Below are 21,787 nucleotides of genomic sequence, written 5' to 3'. Positions count from 1 at the left end.
CTGCCCGATCAGGTGCCTTTGTTTTCTCTTATAAGCGCGAAAAGTCCACATCAATATACGGCGTGCGATTCAGCAGGTTGGCATAAAAGAAACGCCTGGCTTGCTCATCCCACTCGCTCCAATCAGGCGTATTGAAATCCCTGCTTCTATAAAGAGCGGATAACACTCTCGCTTGTCTTAAATCGATGAACAACGGGATTTTCTTCAACCAGGCTTCGCTGATCGTATTTTCTTTGCCATAGCCGTTCATGAAGTTGGAGAAGAAGCACTTTGTTATCTCTTTCCTTAGCTCGCCATCCACAACCCACGGGATCGGGATTTCATAAAATAACGGCGTGGCGATATCGGACACGAACCAGCTATATTCCGCCTCGTCAAAGTCGATGATGTTGGCCTTATCCCCATCATGGAGATAATTGCCGCAGCTGACATCCCCATGAATAAGTCCGTAGCTATCTTTATCCTTAGGAAGATCGCTAACCTGCCCCATTAAACGGTCGAATCTGTCGTGTAATTCCGACGGACAATGGTTCTTGAATGCAGCTAATAACGCATTGTCATTCCATTCATAGCGTAGATGCCGAGGGGTATAGCGAAGGGAAAACTTGTGTATCTTCCCAACCATTCGCCCAATGTTTTCATAGAAAGCATTGCTCTCCTCGGCAATTTTCGCATTTCTGCCAGGGACCTTCTCGAACGCCGTCACAACGAAAGCGTCGTCAATCGTATGAATAAGCTCACCCGTCAGAGACGGAATCGGGCTGGCTATCTTGACGCCGGACTCCGCCAAAAACAGGATAAACTCTACTTCCGCTTTCGTTAGCGCTTCATTCCGATGCGTGATATGGGCCATTCTTAGAATGACTTCGCGACCTCCGGCCACTCCCGAATAAACGAAGTTTTGAAACCCGTTTAATTCCATTAAGGAGTCATTACGTATGCCATAGCGCTCCGCAGCTCGATTCAACAGATCCCGAGTGAAGAGCTGTTTTATGCTTTTATGCATCTGATTCCGAATCACCGCCCGCAGCAACGTGTGATGCTCTCTAGATTACAGCATCGATTCGATCGCTGCTTGCTTTCGTGCATCGCTTGCACACTTGGATTTGGCCGCCGCCTGTTTTGGTCTTCGTATACAGCAGCTTGATCCTTGTAGCCGAACAAACCGGACAAGTCCCCCTGCCTCTGGAAGGCATCTTCCATAGCGCTCTTCCTCTGTGGGATTTGGACATTGCAGTTCACCTCCTGTCATCGTTACCTTGGCGTTAACCCAATCATAACCATGGCAGGAGCTTGCGGATATATAAGAAACAGTTAGAAACCATTCGTTGCTTAAGGAGTATCTTCCTTAATAGCCACAAAGGAGTTCGTTCATTTTTTCGAATACACGATTTTTTTAATGCTATCGCAAGAAAGACAGAACTGATCCGATAATTGAACGATGTTGGCACCGTCGGAAAAGTTTTTGCGGATTTCGTCGTTTCTTTGGCTCAAGAACGTCCTGCCCCCCGAGTTTTCGCCCCATTTCTTGCGCGCCCGCTCCGGAGTGGGAATGTATAACATTCCGCCTTGGACATACTTCTGAACTTCCTTCAGCAAATCTTCCGGAAGAATAATATCTGCATTTACATATTTCATGATCGCTTTGCCCCTTAAAATTTTTTTTAAAATTTTAGGTAGCAAAGTCTAACCTACAACGCAAGGTCACCCTGCAGCGACGTTAGGCGGAACAAGCTTCTTCTGCTCCATACAACAACCGCCGTTGTTTGTAGTGTAGACTTTGCATGGAGCAGATCTGTTTAAAACCAGCCATCTTTAACCCTCCTTTCCTAAAGATCGAGAAGAAATTCGATTCGGACGATTCCGTATCCTTCGTAGTGTCCCGGCTTTTACAAAAGTTAACAAGCCAACTTTATTATAAGGGCTGGCCGCTTTCAATAATATGTAAAAAACGAGTTGAACGATTTATTACACCGTTCATGGTATACTTCCCCATAGATCACAGACGTCGAGGTGCATGCGCATGGCGGGATTGACGAAGGAGAGGCCGTACGGCGACCCTTCCAGCTATTTGCTTCTAACGATTATACGGTTAAGCTATTTTCTTGTTCTAAGCTTCATGTATCTGTTTATCAAATTTCCGGCTCCCGCTTGGGTGAACGTCTACATTATCGGCTGCATCGCTCTCTTTGTTCCCATTCACTTTCTCTATCCGGTCGTGAAAGGGAAATGGATGAGAATCGCGACAGTCTCCATTGATCTGGCCATTACGGCCTCCTATTCCTATGCTTTTCTGAACGAGGAATCTCCCGACCTGCTGTTCATGGGTTTATCCAGCTTGTTTCTGTTTATGTTCGTGGAATCCCGGTTCGTTAAAATCGCTTGGTACGTCTTCTTCGGAGCGAATATCCTGGCCCTCATCCTCATTCAACTACATAAATACGGGCGTATTGAAGGCGCCTACTATATCGTCAATGGGTCATTCGTGGTGTTCGCGGGGCTGATCGGTTCCTTGATCCGTTACTATAAACAATCGCGCATGGAAACGGTTCGCCTGCATGAGCAATTGGCGACCTCGTACAAGCAACTAAGCGAGTACTCGCTGCAAGTGGAGGAACTGTCCGTCAGCCGCGAAAGAGTTCGCATCGCCAGAGAAATCCATGATACGGTCGGACACAATTTGATCGCGCTTCTCATACAGCTTGAGCTGGCTCAGAAGCTTCAACGATCCGATGCCGATAAAAGCCGCGAGAGCCTGCAGCAGTGCGAGAATCTAGTCCGTTCCGCTTTGCGCGAGGTCAGGCTTTCGGTACGTACCATTCGCGAAGAGGACAACGGTTCGACGTTTGCGGAATCTGTCGCGAGATTGACCGGACAGTTCTCGGAGATGACGGGGATGCAAATTGCGGTCGAGGTGGACCATGCGCTTCCTGACGTACCGGATTCGCTGCGTCTCACCCTCATTCGGATCGTGCAGGAATCCCTGACTAACGCTCAGAAACACGGAGATGCTTCGCAAGCGTGGGTGTCTCTGCGCTATGCGGAGAACACCATTGATGTACGGATCGGCAATAACGGATTGGGGCATTCCGAATACTTGCCGGGATTCGGCTTGATGAATATGCAAGAACGGGTACAGGAACACGGGGGGACGCTGCGGATTGCAACGGATCCTGAAGGCGGGTTCGACGTGCACGTTACGATCCCGCTCGATTAGAGCCTCATGGAAGGAAGCGACACGAATGATACATGTGCTGGTTGCCGATGATCAGCGTCTGATGCGGGAAGGACTGTCTACCCTTATTGGACTGGATCCGGCTATTAAGGTGGTCGGTACCGCTTCGGACGGCAAAGAAGCGTATGAGAAGGCAATCGAACTGAATCCGGACGTCGTCCTGATGGACATTCGCATGCCGGGCGTAGACGGCGTGGAGGGAACGCGGCTCATTCGTCGCCACTTGCCGGAAGTGAAGGTGCTGGTGCTCACGACGTTCGAGGATATTGAGCTCATTGTAACGGCGCTGGAACGGGGAGCCAACGGCTATCTCCTGAAGGATATGCCTTCGGAAGCGATCGCTAAGGCCATCCATACGATCCATTCGGGCGGAACCGTGCTTCAGCCGAGCATAACCGCCCGAATTCTCGCGGAATGGAAGAAGCGCGAGAACGGAACCGAGGGTACTTCCGTTCATCGTGACGATCCCCGGCTATCCTTGCTCGAGCAGCTGTCGGTCCGAGAGAAGGAAGTGCTGCGGCTAATCGGCCGCGGGTTAAACAATAAAGAAATTGCGGACGAACTGGTCATTACCGAAGGAACCGTGAAGAACCACGTGTCGAATGTCATCTCCAAGCTAGAGCTGCGCGATCGCACGCAGGTGGCGATTTTCGCCGTGCAGCAAGGAATCTCCGCAATAGAAACATGACTTTGTGCATAGTCATATGCCGGAAGTACGGAAACGCATGCGATCGCATGCGTTTTTTGGCGTGTTCGTTCTATCGGATTGCAGATTCGTTCGATGATCGATTTTGTTACGCTTATTCCAGAAAGATAAACCAGATATGGAAAGAGGCGCTGCAACGTGAACAAACCGATTTGGATTCTGATAGCCATGTTATTGCTCGTTCTAACAGCAAGCTATTCTCCGGTTTACGCAGATTCACGGCTGCTTGGCGGAGATTTGAAGGGCCATGAACGGGAAATCGATCAGTTGGTGCGCGATAATATGGCCAAAGGCAAAATTCCCGGCATCTCGCTAATCATCGTCAAAAACGGCCGTACGGTATTAAACGAAGGCTACGGATATGCGGATAAGCAATCCAAGCAAAAGGTCGCTTCGGATACGAAATTCCAGCTCGGCTCGCTGTCCAAAGCGTTCACGGGACTCGCGATCACGCATCTGGCCGAGGAACACAAGCTCGTATTAGACGAGGATGTCTCTTCTTATCTGCCCTGGTTCCAAGTCAGGTACCGTCAAGCTCCCTCGGAGATTACGCTCAATCAATTAATGGAGCATGCTAGCGGATTAGGCACGGCAACGTTCGTCGACATTCCCGCCTCTTCGGACGAAGATGCGCTGGAGCAAGGCGTTAAGACGTTGGCGAACGCCTCGTTAAGCTCCGCTCCGGGAGAGAAGTACGCCTATTCCAACGTGAACTTCAACATCTTGGGTCTTCTGATCGAGAAAGCCTCCGGTCAGTCTTATGAAGGCTACATGAACGAACACATTTTCCAACCGCTCGGACTTCAGCATACAAGCGTTCGCGAGGAGCGGCTGCCGCAAAATTTGGCGACGGGATACAAGGTTTCGTTTTATGGAACACAACCGTATTCAATCCCTTTCAGCTCGAGCCAAGCCCCTGCAGGATCGATTATTACCAACGGGGACGATATGGCGAAGTGGCTTGCATTCAACTTAGGAATTGACCATGTCGACGGTTATAAGCCCGTTCATCCAACGGCCGCGACTCCATTCCGCTATTACGGCGGCTGGGAATTCGACGCGGATTCGAACCAAATCCAGCACGGAGGAAATCTCGAGCATTACTCTTCCTATATCGTAATGGACCCTCGGGAGAAGACAGGCGTCGTCGTCATGGCCAACTTGAATTCGACCTACACGACGGCAATCGGCGAGGGAGTCATGTCCGTATTGACGGGACGGCCCGCATCAAGCGGGGATTCGGACATGTATCTCCTGACCGATCAAATTGCCTCGTCGCTCATCCTGATTCTGGGCGCGCTGATTCTAGTGATGCTGTGGCTGATTCGGAACACATGGAAGGCTATCCGATCGGGGCGCCGAACCATCCGATGGACAACTTTGAACGTCCTGATCTCCATCCTGCTGCTATCTGTGCTTGCATTTCTCTACATTCTTGTGATTCGATTGCCTACGTTTATTTTCCCGAATGCGGATTGGAGCTTTATGAACGACTGGATGCCGAATACAACCCTGTACGGGGTGATGGTTTTACTCTGCGCCTCCACACTTCTCGCGATCAATACGATCGCCAAGCTTATTTATCGGAAGTAGCTGCCATCTATTCAAGCCTATAAAAGCTCGGACAGCATCGTAAGTTACCTGGATCTCTTCCTTCCGGTTTTACCCGAACGCCAAAAGACGCTACAATGTAGCTATTGCGTGATTACGATACAGATTGCGAGGGATGAACCATGAATCAAGATACGATGGAGCTGTTCCGGACATTGACGACGTTCCAATCGGCGTCCGGCTTCGAACGGGAGCTGCGGGGCTTCGTCCGCGGAGAATTGGAGAAATATACGAACGAAATCGTGCAGGATCGGCTCGGAAGCATCTTCGGCGTGCTGCGCGGCGACGAGCAGGGACCCGTCATCATGGCGGCCGGCCATATGGACGAGGTCGGCTTCCTCATTACCGGCATCACCGAGAACGGCATGCTCCGCTTTCAAACGCTCGGCGGATGGTTCAGTCAAGTGCTGCCGGCGCAGCGCATCCAAGTGATGACGGACAACGGCCCGCTCGTCGGCATTATCGGCACGACGCCTGTTCATTTGCTTGACGAAGCGGCACGAGGCAAACCGCTTGACGTGAAAGGCATGTACATCGACATCGGCGCCGACAGCAAAGCCCATGCGCAGGAGATCGGCGTGCGCATCGGTCAACAGGCGGTTCCCTATTGCGAATTCACGCCGCTCGCGAATCCGAAGAAAATCATGGCCAAAGCCTGGGACAACCGCTACGGCGTCGGCCTGGCGATCGAGCTGCTGAAGGAGCTGCAGGGCAAGAAGCTGCCGAACGTGCTGTACTCCGGCGCGACGGTGCAGGAGGAGCTCGGCCTGCGCGGGGCGAAGACGGCTGCGGGCATGATCCAGCCGGATCTGTTCTTCGCCATGGATGCCAGCGCCGCGAACGACATGAACGGCGACAAGACGGCCTTCGGCCAGCTCGGCCAAGGCGCTTTGCTGCGCATCTACGACCCGACGATGCTGACCCACAGAGGCATGGTGGAATACGTGCTGGATACGGCGCAAACCCATCATATTCCGTATCAGTACTTCGTCTCGCCGGGCGGCACCGACGCAGGCGCCGTGCACACGATGGGCAGCGGCATCCCTTCCACGGTCATCGGGGTATGCGCGCGCTACATCCATACTTCCGCCTCCGTCCTGCATACCGACGATTACGACGCGGCCAAGGAATTGCTCGTGAAGCTCGTGGCCAATTGCGACGCGACGACGTACCGGACGATTTTGGACCGCTCCTAGGCTGCCGATCGAATACCGCTTGAAACAGCAAACACGCCGTTCGCAGGAACGGCGTGTTTGTCTTGCGCTGTTTGCCAGCCGCATCCACAATTTTCATCGCTCCCATTTCGAAACATTACGCCGTATCGCTACGTCCATAACGTGAAAGGCTAGGATAGAAAGGGAGGGTGCATGAAATGAAAGAGAGACAAACCGGGCAGATCGCCCTGACACCAATACGTACACGGCTGTTGTCAGCCGTTCTCATAACGATGGCGCTGACCCTGTGCGCCGGATGCGGCGCTTCGAACCGCAACGCGGACAATGCCGCGCCCGAAGCCGTGAGGACGAGCGCGCTGATATCCGCGGAAATGAACGCAGGCAAAAATCCGTTCGAAGTGGCCGGCATTGCCGATCCGCATGCCTTTATCGATGTATTCGACGCGGTAAAGGCAGCGATCGCCAAAGGCGACAAAGCAGAAGTCGCCAATCATATCTTATATCCGCTCCGGGTAAACGGACCTTCCGGCAGCGAGCGGATCCAAACGAGAGGCGACTTCGTCAAGCACTACGACGCGATCATCACGCAGCCGATCAAAGACGCCATCGCGCAGCAGTCGTCCGATCATCTATTCGTGAATTACCAAGGCGTCATGGTGGGCAACGGCGAGATTTGGTTCGCGGGCAGCGCGGATACCCCGCAGGTCATCGGCATCATCGCCATCAATCACGATTTTGACAGCGGCCTCGCTCATTGAAACAAACTGCGCTGGAACTCGGCGATGCTCGCGTACTCGTCCTCCAGCTTGTCCGTAATCCGCAAGTAAATCGGCAGCAGCCTCTGATACAGAGCTGCTGCTTCTTTATTAGGTTGATGCGCGTGCGTGGCCCCGACCATGCGATCGACGATATCGAACGAATCCGCACGTCCGATCGCGACAAGACCGAGAACGACGGCGCCCAGGCAGGAGCTCTCGAAGCTTGCCGGGATGACGACTTCCTGATCGAAAATATCGGCCATCATTTGGCGCCACAGCTCCGAACGCGCAAAGCCGCCGGTCGCATGAATCCGCTTCGGCTTGCCCGTCGTCTCCTCAAGCGCCTTCAGCACCGCGTACAAGTTATAATTGATGCCCTCCAGCACGGCGCGCATCATATGCTCCTTGCCATGGTGCAGCGTCAGCCCGAAGAACGAGCCGCGGGCGTCGGGATTCCACAGCGGTGCCCGCTCTCCCGTCAAGTACGGATGGAAGAGCAGCCCGTCGGATCCCGGACGGACCCGCTCCATGATTTGCGTCAGCAGGTCGTACGCATCCATGCCCAGATGCTTCGCGGTCTCGGTCTCCGAACCGCCCAGCTCGTCCCGAAGCCAGCGGAAGATGACGCCGCCGTTGTTGACGGCACCGCCGATGACCCACCGGTCTTCCGTCAGCGCATAGCAGAAATATCGGCCCTTGGGATCCGTGACCGGCTTATCCACGACCGTGCGAACCGCTCCGCTCGTACCGATCGTCACGGCGACGACGCCCGGCTCGGTCGCGTTGACGCCAAGGTTGGACAGCACGCCATCGCTTGCGCCCACGACGAACGGCGTCTCCGGCAGCAGCCCCATAGCTTCCGCGTATTCCGGCCGCATGCCCCGCATCGCATGCGTCGTCGGTACAAGCGTCGATAATCTGTCTGGCGTCACGCCCGCGATTTGCAGCGCCTCGACGTCCCAATCCAGCTGCTCCAGGTTGAACATTCCCGTGGCGGAAGCGATGGAATGATCGATCACGTACGAACCGAACAGCTTGCCGAACACATACTCCTTGATGGAGATGAATTTGTAAGCCGCGCTGAACACGTCCGGCACGTCATGGCGCAGCCACAACAGCTTCGTGATCGGCGACATCGGGTGAATCGGCGTGCCCGTCCGCCTGTAGACCGCATGTCCGTTCATCTCGTTCTTCAGCCGGTCCGCCCAGCCCGCGCTGCGATTGTCCGCCCAGGTCAAGCAGTTCATGAGCGGCTTGCCCGCCGCATCGATCGGGATTACGCTGTGCATGGCCGAGCTGAAGGACGCCAGCAGCACCGCTTCCGCTTCGATCCGTGCCATCGCCATGACCTGCTTGACGGTCGAGATCACCGCCGCGAAGATCTGTTCCGGATCCTGCTCCGCCACGTCCGGCGTCGGCGTGTAGAGCGGATACTCCACATGCGCCGAAGCAGCCACTTCTCCATCTTCGCGGAACAGCACTGCCTTCGTGCTGGTCGTTCCGATATCAATGCCGATCATATAATTATCAAGCCGATGCTCCATTGCTTCCCGTACCTTCTTTCTTTCTGTCTGTCTGCTCTGCTGCTGTGAATCAATCGCTGCACGATTTAGTGCCCGATTGCACGGACAATCCTCCCATTAAGCTCTCCTGCAACCGTTACCGATTTAAAATGGTCATTTTGAACAGATTAGCCACTCGTGCAACCGTTAGCTTAGCTAATTTTGGGATCGAACTTTAACCGACTCATGAACGCATGAATTTAGCATATGCATGTCTTGCGTTTATGTCCTCGCTTGCCCATCGCGTCCATTTTGGTCAAATAATCCTTGGCGAGCGGCACCTTGCAGGCCGTATTGCCGACTTGAACGTGAACCTTGCCGATCGCGGTCGCGGCGGCCATCGCATCTTCGTACAACGCCACGACGTAAGCGCCGACCGAAATAACAAACCCGTTCATCGTGTAACGAACCCGGTCCCGGGGCTCTTGGTGAATGCTCAATTCCACCGTGCTAAGCAATTCCCGCAGCTCCCCAACATGCAGCCGATCATCCGGCGTGATCGAGACCAGGTTCGCGTAGGTGCTCCAGCCGCAGGCGGAGACCAGCTCGTCCGAAGAAGCGATCCATTCCATCGCCAGCTCCCGTCCGTACGGACTTTCCACGGCCAGTCCCGCAACCGTCGTCTCCGCCAGCAGGTACCAATTCGCGCGAAGCACCCACTTCCGAAGCTGGTCCTTGTCAAGCAATGCAGGGTCGAGCGTAAGCCCGGCCAAATACATCGCGTCGCTCACGCCGGATTCATACAGGGAAGCCGCTAACGCCTGATCCTTCTTCACGGGTTTGACCAGCTTCTTCAAGTCGCCGATCTTGACGCCGAAGAGCGGTTCCTGCGCGCCGTGATTCATGAACGTCTTCTTCGTCTGCTCGGAGCCTAATTCTTCGAGCTGCCTCATGACTTCCTCGTAGGTCATCCCAACGCGCACCGCCTCATGAACAGAAAGAAAGAACGAATGATAGGAACGGGAAGCCGCCGGCAAGGGGCATTGCTGCTCCCCTCCCGTCTTGCTCGGCTTACCGATCCAGTCACGCGTTCATCTTCGTCTAAGTTATTTTATTACTATAGCATGTTTGGTCCGCAATCTCACTACGAAAGGCGGAGCCTCGGCTTACTTCGCCCGCTCCAGCACCAGCACCCAGTCGTGGAAGACCGGAAGCGGGCCGGTGTACCATGTGCCCTCTGCATCCGGTTCGACGATCCCCTTGTCGATCTCTTCCCCCGTCGCCGGATCGAACAGAAACGCCCGGTAACTCACGTCCTGTTCGATGCCGCGCACCGTCAGCCCCGGGAACACCATATGAATGGATGCGTAGATGACCCGCACTTCGCCCGGAATGCCTGCCGCATACGGCCGCGAATACACGTCGGCGTTGTCCGGTACCGGATTCAGCCACTCCGGATGCGACGTGAACGCCCACCATTCATAGCGCTCAAGCAGCCGCTTGCCGAGGCCGACCTGACCGGAGCCCGGCAGGTTGGCCGCATCCTTCCAGAAGCTGTGTCCCCAAGCGATACCGGTTGGCGATGCGCCGTACGGCCGCTCTTCGTCGTTGACCTGCCAGATGCCGTTCGCGCCATACGTGTGGCCGCAAGCGCCGTTCAGCACGCAATTCCAGAAAAGCATGCGCTGCGCATCCTGGAAGCTCGTCCCGCCGATGCCCTCGTAGCATACCTCGGAATTGATAACCGGCGTCTTCGGCTCGCGGGCGACGGACGATTGAATCCGTTTGGTCGTGGCATCGACAGTCAGCAAGCCGGAATGTCCGGTTTGAAGCATGTCGAGATCCAGCATGGAAGCATCCTCGACCATGTCATGGCCGTATTCCGTCGGATGGATCGTCAATCCGCGGCGGAACGGATCGATGCCTTTGATGAACTCGCCCATTTCCGTCCATTCGACTTTATGCCGGAGCATGTAAGACTCCTTCAACGCAGCATCCTTAAAGGAATCCCACTGGTAGTAAGGCATGTTCGCTTCGCCGGCCGCGCACCAGATGACGGGATAAGCCGCGTACCGCGCCACGAGATATTCCCAGTGCTGGCGAAGCTTGTCTTTGCCGGCAAAATCCAAATAGTAGCCCCAGCTGCCGACGATGCACGGCATCAGTCCGGATTGCACCATCCAGTCGATTTTGCGGTCTGCCGCGTCGAAGAAGGCCGGATTGATCCGCTTGAATTCCGGTTCCCAAGACTGCCCGCCTTCGTTCGCGCCCCGCTCGTCGAAAGGTCCCATATCCGGATAAAGTCCGGCTACGACTTGGATGGCGGTATAGCCTTTGGCCACCCTGTCCTGCGCCAGCCATTTGAAGTCGTCCGGCCACTGCAGCCGGCCGGTCAGCGACATCCACCACGTATCGGCCAGCCAGAAGAACGGCGTGCCGTCCTCGTGCTCCAGATGCGAACGGTTCGCGGCCGCATGCACCGCGCCATGCTTGAGCAACGGGTTGTCGCCTTCGTAAGCCTCGATGGAGATCACGGCAGCCTGCGCGTCCAGACCCTCGTCGATATGGTTGGAGCATTTGGTAATGATGCGATGTTCGCCGATTTGCGAAGAGGCATAACGGAGCTTCCACTGTCCGCCGCCGGCCCAGAAGCCGGGGACCTTGAGCGTCTCGCCCGCAGGCGTCGAGACGAACGCCTCGAATTTGACGTGATTGAACGGATCCTCATAGTTGATGCTGGATTCGAACGTCAGCTCGACCATTTGATTCTGCTTGCTTTGTACGGTTGTCATAGGTATCGTTCCTTCCGAAATAGATGATGGATTGTCTAAGATAACAACGTGCAGCGGTAGACTTGAATGTCGTTAGCCTCCAAAGCGATTCGGATCGTCTTGCCCTCCACGCTCGCTTCGCCGTCTTGGAACCATGGTTCGCAGCGGACGGGCGTTCTTCCGCTGAAGCTAATGCTGCGGAAAGCCGGCTCGCCCAGCAGATTCTGCACGAAGAGCAGCGCTTCGGTCGTGCGATCGCCAATGCCAGCGTTATTGCGCTCGCTAATGTTATCACTATCGCCGGCAGCACCCTCGATCCGCCGCGAGCGCTGCTCCAAAATATCGACGCGGAAGCCGTAGGCATCCGTTGCGACGCTAGGCGCGCAGCCGGCCCGGTGCAGCAGCCGTTCCGCGAGCTCCCGCGTCTCTTTATCCCGGCCATGCCAATAGGCAGCCCCCATCAGCGTGCCGATCCATATCGCGTTCCCGCTGCCGAAGCGATTCAGCGTGACGGCGGCATTTGCGCTGGCATCTGAGTTGGCGTCGGCATCGGTGTCGGCGCCATCAGCGCTGGACCTAGCGACTCCCGCGTCACCGAAGCTTGCGAGGATTTCCGTACCTGGCGACACGCGAATTTCCGATTGATAATACGCGCCTCTGGCATAACGGATTTCCGTTGCCTGAGCGGAATCGGAAACGGCGTTCCCTTCATAAGCAAGCCAGATATCGTCGCCGCGTCCATCGATCGTACGCTCGTGATAGCTGTGATCCAGATGAGCGGCGGAATGAATCCACTCCTCTCGCACGCCGAACACCTCATCGAACCCGAAGCCCGGTATTTGATAGCTGTGAAAACCGTTCTCCGCCCGAATCATGCCGAAGGAACATTCGGAGACGAGCGTTCCTCCATCCGCAATCCATTGCCGCAGCAATTGACTGTCCGTCTCGTTCAAGTAGATTGGGAACGGCATCCACAAACAGCGGTAGCGCTGCAGTTCGGCTGCCAAATCCCGCTCGTGCACGAATTCGGCTTTATAATTCAAGTCATGAAGCAGCTGATGCGCGCCCTGAAGCGATTCGAAATACGTGTCCAAATGGCCGAACGCGGCGAAATTCGCAATCTGCGTCTCCGCGCTGTATAGAATGGCAATACCGTCGCTTCGCGTGTCATGCCGCAGAATAAGGTCCTGGTTGGCCTGCACGATCCGGTTCAGTTCGGCCGTTTGCATGAGCCAAGGCGTCGGATCCCCGTTCAAGTACGTATGCCCCCAGGCCGGCGCCTCGTAGCCGAGCACCTCCGCCCGATATTGCCAGAACACGAAGCCGCCGATGCCGCGGGCGAGCGGAATCAAGATATGCTCCTTGAGCGTGCGCCAATCCAGCTTGCGGGGCTTCAGCGCCGTCGTGCCGGGCATCGCATGGATTTCGGAGTTGATCAGCTTCTTGCCTTTCGCTGCCGATTTGAGCAAGTCCGCCGCCCATGCCGACGACCCCAGGCTGTTGCCGAACAGATCGCATGGTTCCGCCAGCTGAAAATCATCGGAGCCCGCCGTGATCAGATTAAAGATCGGTGCGGGTACGGTATGGCACATCACGGAATGATAGGCATCGTATCGCTTCACGACGGCAATGCGCCGCTTCAGCTCGTTCGTCACCGTGTCCGCCATGAACAGGCGCCAGTCGACGAGATCGTTGACGATCGCCTGCTGCCGCGGCGCCTCGACTTCTTCCCAATGAACGTAAGTGCGCTGCCACTTGGCGTTGAGCGCGGCAAGCGAGTCGTATTTGCATCGCAGCCAATCGTGAAAGGCCTGCACCGAATGCCCGCAATAGCAGACCTGATTCCCAAACGATAGCTCCCGCTTGATAGAGACCGTCAGCTCGGGCTCGTTCCACAGATCCCACACGTACAGCGCCGGATGATCCTTGTACCTGTTCACGGCAGCCGCCAGAAACGCATCCTTCCACGCATTCGCTTCCTCGTGATGGAAGCAAGGTCCCGGCGCCCCGCCGATCTGCCTGCAGGATATCGCCGTGGGTTCGAGAACCTGCCCGTTCGCCGTCATCATCTTCGAATCGGGATACCGAATATATACCCATGCGGGCGCGGTATCGAAAATCACGTTCAAAATAACCTTTAAACCGTGCTTGGCGGATAAATCCATCAATTCGTCCACGTCGCCGAATTCGAAGCGGTCCGGCTCCGGATGGCTCGCGCGCCACTGGATCCAAAGCTTCACCGTATTGAAGCCGAGCGCCGCCTGCTGCGCCAGATCCTTGTCCCAGTCCGCGCGAACAGGCGTGGGCGAACGATAATATTGGAATCCAAACGGAATGAAATCTTCATCGATGGACTGCATTGCCGTCTCCGACCTCCCTTATAAAAACGTTTTTATTGGCGTTAGCTATTAGGTTTCTTCACGAAGCGACAATCTCCTGCCTTACGGTGCAATCGCTTACAAAAATTATTAATCTCTTTCCGTTCGTACTTGCATCCCGTGTGCCAAGCACAAAAAAACGAGCACGCCGCTGCATGTCGCAGTCTGTGCTCGCCTCTTGATCGTTCAATCGGACAGCTCTGATTAATCGAAATCGTATCTTTCTTCTTTCCAGGGGTCTCCATACATGTTGTACCCATTCCGCTCCCAAAAGCCCGGCTTGTCGTTCGCCATGAATTCGATGCCGCGCAGCCACTTGGCGCTCTTCCAGAAGTACAGATGGGGCACGACCATGCGAAGCGGATAACCGTGCTCCGGAGTCAGCAAAGCTCCGTTATGCTTGATGCCGAAGAACGACGTCTCCCTCAAGAAATCCGCGATCGGCAAATTCGTCGTCCATCCGTGCTCGGCATGCAGCATGACGTATTTGGCTTCGGGCTTGATTTCAATCCCCTTCAGCACCTCCTGAACGGCGATGCCTTCCCACACATTATCGAGCTTGCTCCAGGTCGTGACGCAATGAATGTCATTGCTGAACGCCTGCCTTGGCAGCTGCATCACTTCTTTGTAGCTGAGTTCTTTTTCCTCCGCTACTAAGCCGAACAATTTCAGACTCCATATGCTCATATCATTGTAATACGGCACCTCGCCATGGTGAAGCACGGGGAATCCATTGGTCAATCGTTGTCCCGGAGGCACTCTGGTTTCATTCTGGGCACTGCTCACGGCAATCACGCTCCAACTTGAATGTTCTTCTATATCCTATTGTTAGTTTACCCCAATTACGGTTCAAATGCTCTAGTATCTGCTTGTCTTCCTGCAATCGTGCCAATAATTCTGAAGCAGGTTAGAACAAATAAACAGCCCCCGCTTCCTGAAGAGAGAAGCAAGGGGCTGCGCACCTTAGCGTATATGCCATTACGATTGAAACGATTCTTTAGCCAAACGCAAGCATCTTCATTTCAACACGGACTTCTTGATCTCTTCCTTCGTCAACGTGTAGGGATGCTGATAGGCAGCGATGATTTGTTCATTGGCATTGCTGCCTGTCAGTAGATTTCCCCAGCCCAGAAAGTACGTGTATAACGGTTGCTCGGTCTTGATCAGTTCAATATCCGGAAGCGGCCCGCATTCGCCGATCGCGATCGGTTTGCCGTCCGCAATGCGCAGCGTATCCTCGTAATAGGACTGCTTGAAGCTGTCGTAGATATCCACGGAGACCATGTCCACATACTGATCGCCGGGGTAGAAATCACCGACGGGCAGCGACCATTCATTGTAGGAGGCCGTGTTGTAGTTCCAAATCAGATTGTTCAAATGGTGAACGTTCGTGAAGCGGTTGTACAGGTTCGTCCACAGCTGCTTCACCAGCTCCGGCCGCCCGCCCCACCAGAAGAATCCGGCATTGTTCTCATGATATGGCCGCCAGATGACTGGAACGCCCGCTTCTTGCAGCTGCCCGAGATAGCCTGCGATTTCATCGGCCTTTTTCTCCCACTGCTTGTATTTCTCGGTTCCCGGCGTGACGACGTCCAGCATCTCTTCATCGGTATACCAGCTTTGCACGTCCCACCAGCCCGCATCGTCCGGCGCATCCGGCTTCTCGGCATGCCAGCTCAGCGTGACGATCGAACCGTGATTCCATGCGTCGATGGCGGCGTCGACAACGGCTTGGCGCTGGGAGGAGTATTCGCCCCAGGCAAAATCATTGCCCCATACGGCAGGGTATTTGCCCGTGATTTCGGCAGCCTTATTCGACCAATCGTTCAAAGCATCGACGTAATTATGCTGGCCGGACAAGATTCCCTTGCCGGAGATATTGTACAAGTACTTCAGAACCGCTTTCGCTTCTTTGGTCATGTTCGGATTGGACCAGCGCGGGTCCGCCGACGCGGCGGACGGCCCCTGAAATGCCGCGAGAACGAAGGTCAAAGCCACGAGCGCCAAGAAACTTCGTTTGAATACGTTCCAACGATTGCTAGCCAAGGGTGTACCTCCTCCTAATCATTGATCTTCCGTTATTCATCCGCGTCCCGTCCCGACCGTACTAGGAGGTGACGACCGCCCGGTCGGCCGTAATGACGGTCCAGGTGGACGCGGCGTTCTTCGAGCCGGTTACCCGCACCTTCACGGTATGATTGCCCGCCGCAAGCGTCGGACTGGTCCATATCAGCGTATTATCCACACGCGCGGCCGCATAGAAGTCGACGTTCGTCTCCGCTCCGCCGTCAATGGATACCGCGGCAATGCCATGATGGACATCCTTCGTGCCGTACAGCTCGATGCGGGTGCCGTTGAAGCGGACCTGATAATAATCGTTCGCGTTGCCCGAGTAATGGTCGTCCCCGTTATACTTGGTGGTTGAGCCTGTGCTGGCGCTCCAGCCGCCGACATATTCGAACTGGTTCTGGCCGGTTCCCGTCGTCGCGTCATTGATCGTCGTCTGCGTGACGGCCGTCACCGCAACGCGATCTGCCGTGATGACCGTCCACGTCGATGCCGAATTCTTGGAGCCAGTGACGCGCACCTTCAGAGTGTGGTTCCCTGCGGCCAGTGTCGGACTGGTCCATACCAGCGTATTATCCGCCCTCGCGGCCGCATAGAAGTCGACGTTCGTCTCCGCCCCGCCGTCAATGGATACGGCGGCAATGCCATGATGCGCGTCCTTGGAGCCATACAGCTTCACCTTCGTGCCGTTGAACGAGACTTGGTAGTAGTCGTTCGTCGTCGCGGAATAATGATCGCTGCCGCCAAACTTTGTCGTTCCGGTGCTCGTGCTCCACGAACCGGAATAGGTGAATTTATTCATGCCCGTTCCCGTCGCGTTATCGTCGATGTCCACATCGCCGGTGCTTGGAAGCGGCGGAATGCTGACTTCATCGCGCGTGATTACATGCGTATCGTTGTAGGTTCCCTGGATTTCCGAGGTCGAGTTCTCCGAGTACAGATGATCTCCCCAGATCAGGAAGTACGTATACAGCGGCTGATTCGCCAGCGTCGATGCGTCCGGCATCTTGCCGTTCTCGGTGAGCGCGATCGGCTTGCCGTTCGCGACCGTAACCAGTTCGTCGTAATACGACTGCTGGAAACCATCGTATACATCCTGGCCAAGCACGTCTACGTAAGCATTGCCCGGATAGTAATCCGCCAGCGGCTCCGCCCAATCGTTATTCGATGCCGCGGACCATACCCAAATCAGGTTGTCGAGATGATGGTAGTTGGTGAAGCGGTCGTACATGTTCATCCACAGCTGCTTGAACAGCGCCGGACGGCCGCCCCACCAGAACCAGCCCGCATTATTCTCGTGATAGGGACGCCACAGCACCGGAACGTTCGCATTCTTCAGCTGCTGGAGATAGCCCGCGATTTCGTCGACCTTGGACAGCCACTGATTATACAGGGTCGTCCCCGGCGTCACGAGGTCGGTCATCTCCTGCTCCGTGTACCAGCCCTGAACGCTGCCCCAGCCGGCGTTCGCCGGATCGTTCGGCTTCTGCTGGTGCCAGCTGAGCGTCACGAGCGAACCTTGCTGCCACTGGCTGATCGCTTCGTTGACGACGCCTTGGCGATACGTCGCATAATCGTCCCAGGCGAAGTCGTTGCCCCATACGGCAGGCGCCTTTCCCGTTACGGACGCGGCCTGCGCCGACCAGCCGGCAGGATCCTCGATATAGTTATGCTGACCGGACAAGGTATGATTGCCTGAAACGCTGTATAAGTAATTAAGTACCGCTTTCGCATTATCCGTTGCGCTTGGGTTAACGGGCGGAGCCGCGTTGGCCGCCGAAGGAAAAGCAAACGCCGCCACCATCATGCAGAGCGCCAGCGCCGCCAATAACGGCTTCCTGATCCTGCCGGGAATATGGACACGGACTGCCGTGTCGAAAGCTTGCATCATCAAAGGTTCCTCCTTGTGAATAAGCATTGGACTTGCGTTTCATCCCGTAACGTTCATGCTGCGGTTAAAACGGTTCATCGATGACCATCTCAAGCTCGGCGCCCCATCACCTCCCTTCCGTTCGGTTCGGTTCGCGGCCGATCGGGAACGCTATAACGGGCTTCGCTTGTCTCTGTACTCACCCGGCGAGATTCCTTCCATCTCCCTGAACGCCCTCGTAAAATGCTTCGAATTTCCGAATCCGACGCGTTCTCCGATCCGCGCGATCTTCTCGTCCGTCGTCTCGAGAAGCTGCTTCGCCCGCGCGATGCGCATGCGCTTCAAATAGGTGAGGAAATTTTCGCCCGTGAACGCTTTGAACGATTGACTGAAGTACGTATAGTTCAGCGACACATGGTTGGACACAAGCGTCATGCTGAGGTCCTTGGCGTAATGCTCTTCGATATAGGCGATGGCCTGCTTCATTTCCTTCTGATCGACATGAATGCTCTTCATATTGGCTACGAATTCGTTCAGCTGCTCCAGAAGACGCTCCACGTCGTACGCATAGGCATCGAACGTGCCGCAGCCGTACATGCTTCCGACTTTCTTGTACATGCGCAAAATCTCGATCGTCTCTTCGCCGTACAGCTGAAACACCCGGTCGAAGACAAGCTCGTTAAGCGAGCCGCTCAGCTTCTCCGCGTACGAAATGTCGTACTTGCCGACGTTCTCTCTGTCCAGCACTTCATGAAGCAGCGCCTTCATCTCTTGCTCCCGGCTGGTGCCCAGCATATTGGAGATTTTACGGATGCGGTCGAGCGGAAGCTGGTAGCTGCGTTCCTTGTGCTCGATGCTGCCGTACGGAATGAGAATCGACTCCGGATGAATGAATCCATACTTCAGCGCTCTGGCCGCTTCCAAATAATGCCCCCGAAGCGCCGCCAAATCCTCCGCTTTCCCGCTGACGCCCATCCGAAAATTGCCGAAGCCGCATTGCGCCGCCCGGACAGCTAGGCATTCCAAAACTCCCGCGGTTTCCGTGATCAGAACCAATCTCGCGTCTTTGTCCAGCACGTGGACGCAGAGCGAATCCCCGTCTTCGTTACTACTCCTGTCGGCACAGGCATCCATCATGGATAAGAGACGTTGGAGCATCATATCCTGCTTCACCGTCAAGTTATCCAGCTCCGACAGCGCGATCAGTCCGATATAATACTCGCCCTGGAAACGACCCAGCTCCACGCTCTCGCACAGTCGGCGCACTTCGCCCGCTTCCAGCTGCGCATTCATGAAGATGTTGTTCAGCCGGCTGGCACGCAGCTCCTCCATTATCCGATCGGACTGCTTCAGCCGCTCCGCGGCATGCTCGCTGCGCGCGAGCGCCTCGCCGATCCGGCGAACCGCCCCGAACAGATCATCCCGCACGACCGGCTTTAGCAGATACTCCTTTACCTCGCACTTGATCGCTTCCTTCGCATACTGAAAATCGTCATAGCCGCTCAGAATCATGACCGCCGGCTTCGGATTCCCCGCTTGCAGCTCTTGAATCAACGCAATGCCGTCCATCCCAGGCATCCGGATATCCGTAATGACCAGATCCGCGGGACGTTCCCGGTGGATCTCAAGCGCTTCTTCTCCGTCTTCCGCAAGCGATATCTCGTACTCCTCCGGAAACTCCCGCTCGATCATCGCCTGAAGCCCTTGGCGGATCTGCTGTTCATCATCGACGATCAATAAGTTTCGCATGCTCCGCAAAGCCTCCCGATAGAATTAGATAAGGAATTTTCAGCGTAACGGCCGTCCATTCTCCCTCGGCACAGGTAATCGCAAGCCCATACTCCCTGCCATAGAAGAGCTGCAGCCGCTGATGCACATTCCGAAGCCCGATGCCGCTGCCTCCGTTATTCGCTCCTCGAAGCGTCGGGATACGACCGTTCTCGCGATCCAGTTCGGCATCGTCCATGGCAAGCTTACGCCGGATCTCCTCCAGTTGGCCTGACGACAGCCGGCCGCCGTTATCGCTGATTTCGATGTGCGTCGTATTTCCGTCTTCCCTGCAGGAGATGGTGATGACGATGCCTTTTCTCCGGCGACCCGTTTCCATGCCGTATTTGACGGCGTTCTCCACGATCGGCTGAAGCGACATTTTGAGCACCTCGTGTTCCTCGTACTTCGGAGCAATCGCCAGACGCAGGTCGATGAGCTGATTGTAACGGATGTTCATAATGGCGACGTAGTTCACGATATGCGCGATTTCGTCCTTCAAGCGGATATAGTCCCCGGACCAATTGAGGTTGTACCTCATAAGGCCGCCGAGCGAGGTGAGCGCATTGGAGATCTTGTCCTGCCGCTCCACCTCGGCCATCATCTTGATGTTCTCCAGCGTGTTGTAGAGAAAATGCGAATCGATCTGATTGCGGAGCGATTTCAGCTCCACCTCTTTGGTCGCGGCGTTCTTTTTGACCGCCTCGGCGATCAACCCTTTGATCTTCTGCAGCATTTTGCGGAAATGATGGGCAAGCTCCCCGACCTCGCCGCTTCCCTTGATCGGAATCGATACCTCGAAATCGCCGCGGTTGACCTGCTTCATGGATTCGCTCAGAACGCGAAGCTTCTTCAGAATGAAGGCGTTGATCAAATAGGTTGCTGCCGTAAGCAACACCATCAAGATCACGTTCGCGATAATGATCTTGTTCCGAATGCCTTGCACGCCGGAGAGCACGTTGTCCAGCGAGACCACTTGAACGAGCCGGGCATCCAGCAGTTCCACCTGCGAATAGAGGCACAGGTAAGGTTTGCCGCCGTAGGTAAATTGAAAGCGGTTACTGTCAGGTGCAGCGAAAAGACGCAGCTGCTCCTTGACTTTCGACGGCGTAAAGCCCGTTTGGGCCGTGAAATCGTTCCGATCGTTAAAGTACACCTGCCCGTCGCCGGATACAACGTACATCTGCGAATTCGATTGCCCGATCGGACTGAACGTCTTCGGGAAGAAATCCGACATCAGCATATCGACTTCCACGATGCCGAGGTGATTGCCGAGCGGAATGTTCGCCTCCCTGAACAGCGAGACGAGCGGCGTCGGCTTCTGTTCCGTCGTGATGAACGGATCGTTCTCCGTTGCGAAGATCGACCAGCGTTCCTTGACGCCCAGCTGCCTGACCCCGCCGTACCACGCCTGCCCGCTGATACGGCTCTCACGCAGCAACAACGGCCACGCTTCGTACAAGACCGGATTGTCGAAATACACGCGCAAGCTGTGAATCGTCGGATTGTTATACTGAAGCCGCGACAGATTGGCGATCGTCGTCTTGTTGAATGCGATCAGCTCTTCCGTCGTCGGCTCGTCTTCTCGAGTCAGGTAAGCGATGATGCTCTGATCCGACAAGGTTAGCTGCGCCATACGCTCGAGCGATTCCATATTGTTGCGGATACTAAGCTGCTCCAGCTGCATCTCGGACTCGCTCGCCCGAGCCAGACCGTTAATATTGCCTTCATAGAACTCATTGAATACATAGACGGAGATGATCAGAATCGGAATCAGCATCACGACGAGATAAGCCGCGATCAGCCGGTTTTGGATCGACATCCGCTCGAGCCTGGAGGACAGCTTCTCTACGACATGCTTCAAGAAGACGGGCAAGGGATCACTTCCCTGTTTCATTGGAATGGAATACCCTTCCTATTCTACCAGCGGGTAGCCGCGCGATGAAG

At 55.3% G+C, this 21,787-nt stretch carries 17 protein-coding genes; 5 read left to right on the top strand and 12 right to left on the bottom strand.

From position 1 onward, the window contains the following. Positions 1-28: 28 nt before the first annotated feature. The 3 genes from AC0YNU_RS16310 to AC0YNU_RS16300 all read right to left on the bottom strand — a co-directional run bounded on the left by AC0YNU_RS16310 (position 29) and on the right by AC0YNU_RS16300 (position 1,638). On the bottom strand, positions 29-1,033 hold the full coding sequence (locus AC0YNU_RS16310; protein WP_475758336.1) for a phosphotransferase enzyme family protein: 1,005 nt from the start codon (positions 1,031-1,033) through the stop codon (positions 29-31). A 13-nt stretch (positions 1,034-1,046) separates the two neighbouring features. Continuing rightward, positions 1,047-1,232, bottom strand: a complete 186-nt coding sequence (locus AC0YNU_RS16305) for a hypothetical protein (RefSeq protein ID WP_475758334.1) — start codon at positions 1,230-1,232, stop codon at positions 1,047-1,049. 139 nt (positions 1,233-1,371) lie between these two features. Further along, entirely contained in the window at positions 1,372-1,638 is a 267-nt protein-coding gene (locus AC0YNU_RS16300) for a CD3324 family protein (RefSeq protein ID WP_475758332.1), read from the bottom strand. Between the two features lie 385 nt (positions 1,639-2,023). Between AC0YNU_RS16300 and AC0YNU_RS16295 the strand changes: the two genes are divergently transcribed. The 5 genes from AC0YNU_RS16295 (at position 2,024) to AC0YNU_RS16275 (ending at position 7,485) form a co-directional block, all read left to right on the top strand. Next, positions 2,024-3,217: a sensor histidine kinase gene (locus tag AC0YNU_RS16295; RefSeq protein ID WP_475758330.1), complete on the top strand. Its 1,194-nt coding sequence runs from the start codon at positions 2,024-2,026 to the stop codon at positions 3,215-3,217. Positions 3,218-3,242: 25 nt separating this feature from the next. Continuing rightward, the gene (locus AC0YNU_RS16290; protein WP_475758328.1) at positions 3,243-3,923 is read left to right on the top strand and encodes a response regulator; all 681 of its coding nucleotides are present in this window, start codon (positions 3,243-3,245) and stop codon (positions 3,921-3,923) included. A 156-nt stretch (positions 3,924-4,079) separates the two neighbouring features. Continuing rightward, the gene (locus AC0YNU_RS16285; protein ID WP_475758327.1) at positions 4,080-5,534 is read left to right on the top strand and encodes a serine hydrolase domain-containing protein; all 1,455 of its coding nucleotides are present in this window, start codon (positions 4,080-4,082) and stop codon (positions 5,532-5,534) included. Between the two features lie 140 nt (positions 5,535-5,674). After that, the gene (locus AC0YNU_RS16280) at positions 5,675-6,748 is read left to right on the top strand and encodes a M42 family metallopeptidase (protein WP_475758325.1); all 1,074 of its coding nucleotides are present in this window, start codon (positions 5,675-5,677) and stop codon (positions 6,746-6,748) included. 176 nt (positions 6,749-6,924) lie between these two features. Next, positions 6,925-7,485, top strand: a complete 561-nt coding sequence (locus AC0YNU_RS16275) for a hypothetical protein (protein WP_475758323.1) — start codon at positions 6,925-6,927, stop codon at positions 7,483-7,485. Here the strand turns inward: AC0YNU_RS16275 and gntK are convergent. From gntK to AC0YNU_RS16230, 9 genes are all read right to left on the bottom strand, one after another. Beyond that, complete coding sequence (gntK, locus tag AC0YNU_RS16270) at positions 7,479-9,029, bottom strand: gluconokinase (RefSeq protein ID WP_475758321.1); 1,551 nt, start codon at positions 9,027-9,029, stop codon at positions 7,479-7,481. The genes AC0YNU_RS16275 and gntK overlap by 7 nt on opposite strands. Before the next feature lie 218 nt (positions 9,030-9,247). Further along, positions 9,248-9,958: a DNA alkylation repair protein gene (locus AC0YNU_RS16265; protein WP_475758319.1), complete on the bottom strand. Its 711-nt coding sequence runs from the start codon at positions 9,956-9,958 to the stop codon at positions 9,248-9,250. Between the two features lie 195 nt (positions 9,959-10,153). Continuing rightward, on the bottom strand, positions 10,154-11,779 hold the full coding sequence (locus AC0YNU_RS16260) for a glycoside hydrolase family 140 protein (RefSeq protein WP_475758317.1): 1,626 nt from the start codon (positions 11,777-11,779) through the stop codon (positions 10,154-10,156). A 35-nt stretch (positions 11,780-11,814) separates the two neighbouring features. Further along, a complete protein-coding gene (locus tag AC0YNU_RS16255; RefSeq protein WP_475758315.1) occupies positions 11,815-14,118 on the bottom strand; it encodes a beta-galactosidase in 2,304 nt (767 codons plus the stop codon). Between the two features lie 222 nt (positions 14,119-14,340). Further along, positions 14,341-14,922: a sulfite oxidase-like oxidoreductase gene (locus tag AC0YNU_RS16250; RefSeq protein WP_475758313.1), complete on the bottom strand. Its 582-nt coding sequence runs from the start codon at positions 14,920-14,922 to the stop codon at positions 14,341-14,343. A 231-nt stretch (positions 14,923-15,153) separates the two neighbouring features. Further along, positions 15,154-16,182 (bottom strand): glycosyl hydrolase, encoded by a 1,029-nt coding sequence (locus tag AC0YNU_RS16245; RefSeq protein ID WP_475758311.1) that lies wholly within the window; start codon positions 16,180-16,182, stop codon positions 15,154-15,156. A 61-nt stretch (positions 16,183-16,243) separates the two neighbouring features. Next, the gene (locus AC0YNU_RS16240) at positions 16,244-18,094 is read right to left on the bottom strand and encodes a glycosyl hydrolase (RefSeq protein WP_475758309.1); all 1,851 of its coding nucleotides are present in this window, start codon (positions 18,092-18,094) and stop codon (positions 16,244-16,246) included. A 150-nt stretch (positions 18,095-18,244) separates the two neighbouring features. Next, positions 18,245-19,822, bottom strand: coding sequence for a response regulator (locus AC0YNU_RS16235; RefSeq protein ID WP_475758307.1), 1,578 nt, complete (start codon positions 19,820-19,822; stop codon positions 18,245-18,247). Next, the gene (locus AC0YNU_RS16230; RefSeq protein ID WP_475758305.1) at positions 19,797-21,737 is read right to left on the bottom strand and encodes a cache domain-containing sensor histidine kinase; all 1,941 of its coding nucleotides are present in this window, start codon (positions 21,735-21,737) and stop codon (positions 19,797-19,799) included. Before AC0YNU_RS16230 ends, AC0YNU_RS16235 begins: the two co-directional genes overlap by 26 nt. Positions 21,738-21,787 lie beyond the last annotated feature (50 nt).

Source organism: Paenibacillus sp. J31P316 (assembly GCF_056269105.1).
This window is presented reverse-complemented; position numbering and strand designations above follow the sequence as displayed.

What these genes read in the sequence shown, in the direction of transcription:
- AC0YNU_RS16305 (WP_475758334.1), bottom strand. Translation starts at nt 1,232, where the DNA reads ATGTCCAAATCCCACAGAGGAAGAGCGCTATGGAAGATGCCTTCCAGA.
- AC0YNU_RS16300 (WP_475758332.1), bottom strand. Translation starts at nt 1,638, where the DNA reads ATGAAATATGTAAATGCAGATATTATTCTTCCGGAAGATTTGCTGAAG.
- AC0YNU_RS16295 (WP_475758330.1), top strand. Translation starts at nt 2,024, where the DNA reads ATGGCGGGATTGACGAAGGAGAGGCCGTACGGCGACCCTTCCAGCTAT.
- AC0YNU_RS16290 (WP_475758328.1), top strand. Translation starts at nt 3,243, where the DNA reads ATGATACATGTGCTGGTTGCCGATGATCAGCGTCTGATGCGGGAAGGA.
- AC0YNU_RS16280 (WP_475758325.1), top strand. Translation starts at nt 5,675, where the DNA reads ATGAATCAAGATACGATGGAGCTGTTCCGGACATTGACGACGTTCCAA.
- AC0YNU_RS16275 (WP_475758323.1), top strand. Translation starts at nt 6,925, where the DNA reads ATGAAAGAGAGACAAACCGGGCAGATCGCCCTGACACCAATACGTACA.
- gntK (WP_475758321.1), bottom strand. Translation starts at nt 9,029, where the DNA reads ATGGAGCATCGGCTTGATAATTATATGATCGGCATTGATATCGGAACG.
- AC0YNU_RS16265 (WP_475758319.1), bottom strand. Translation starts at nt 9,958, where the DNA reads ATGACCTACGAGGAAGTCATGAGGCAGCTCGAAGAATTAGGCTCCGAG.
- AC0YNU_RS16260 (WP_475758317.1), bottom strand. Translation starts at nt 11,779, where the DNA reads ATGACAACCGTACAAAGCAAGCAGAATCAAATGGTCGAGCTGACGTTC.
- AC0YNU_RS16255 (WP_475758315.1), bottom strand. Translation starts at nt 14,118, where the DNA reads ATGCAGTCCATCGATGAAGATTTCATTCCGTTTGGATTCCAATATTAT.
- AC0YNU_RS16240 (WP_475758309.1), bottom strand. Translation starts at nt 18,094, where the DNA reads ATGATGCAAGCTTTCGACACGGCAGTCCGTGTCCATATTCCCGGCAGG.
- AC0YNU_RS16235 (WP_475758307.1), bottom strand. Translation starts at nt 19,822, where the DNA reads ATGCGAAACTTATTGATCGTCGATGATGAACAGCAGATCCGCCAAGGG.
- AC0YNU_RS16230 (WP_475758305.1), bottom strand. Translation starts at nt 21,737, where the DNA reads ATGAAACAGGGAAGTGATCCCTTGCCCGTCTTCTTGAAGCATGTCGTA.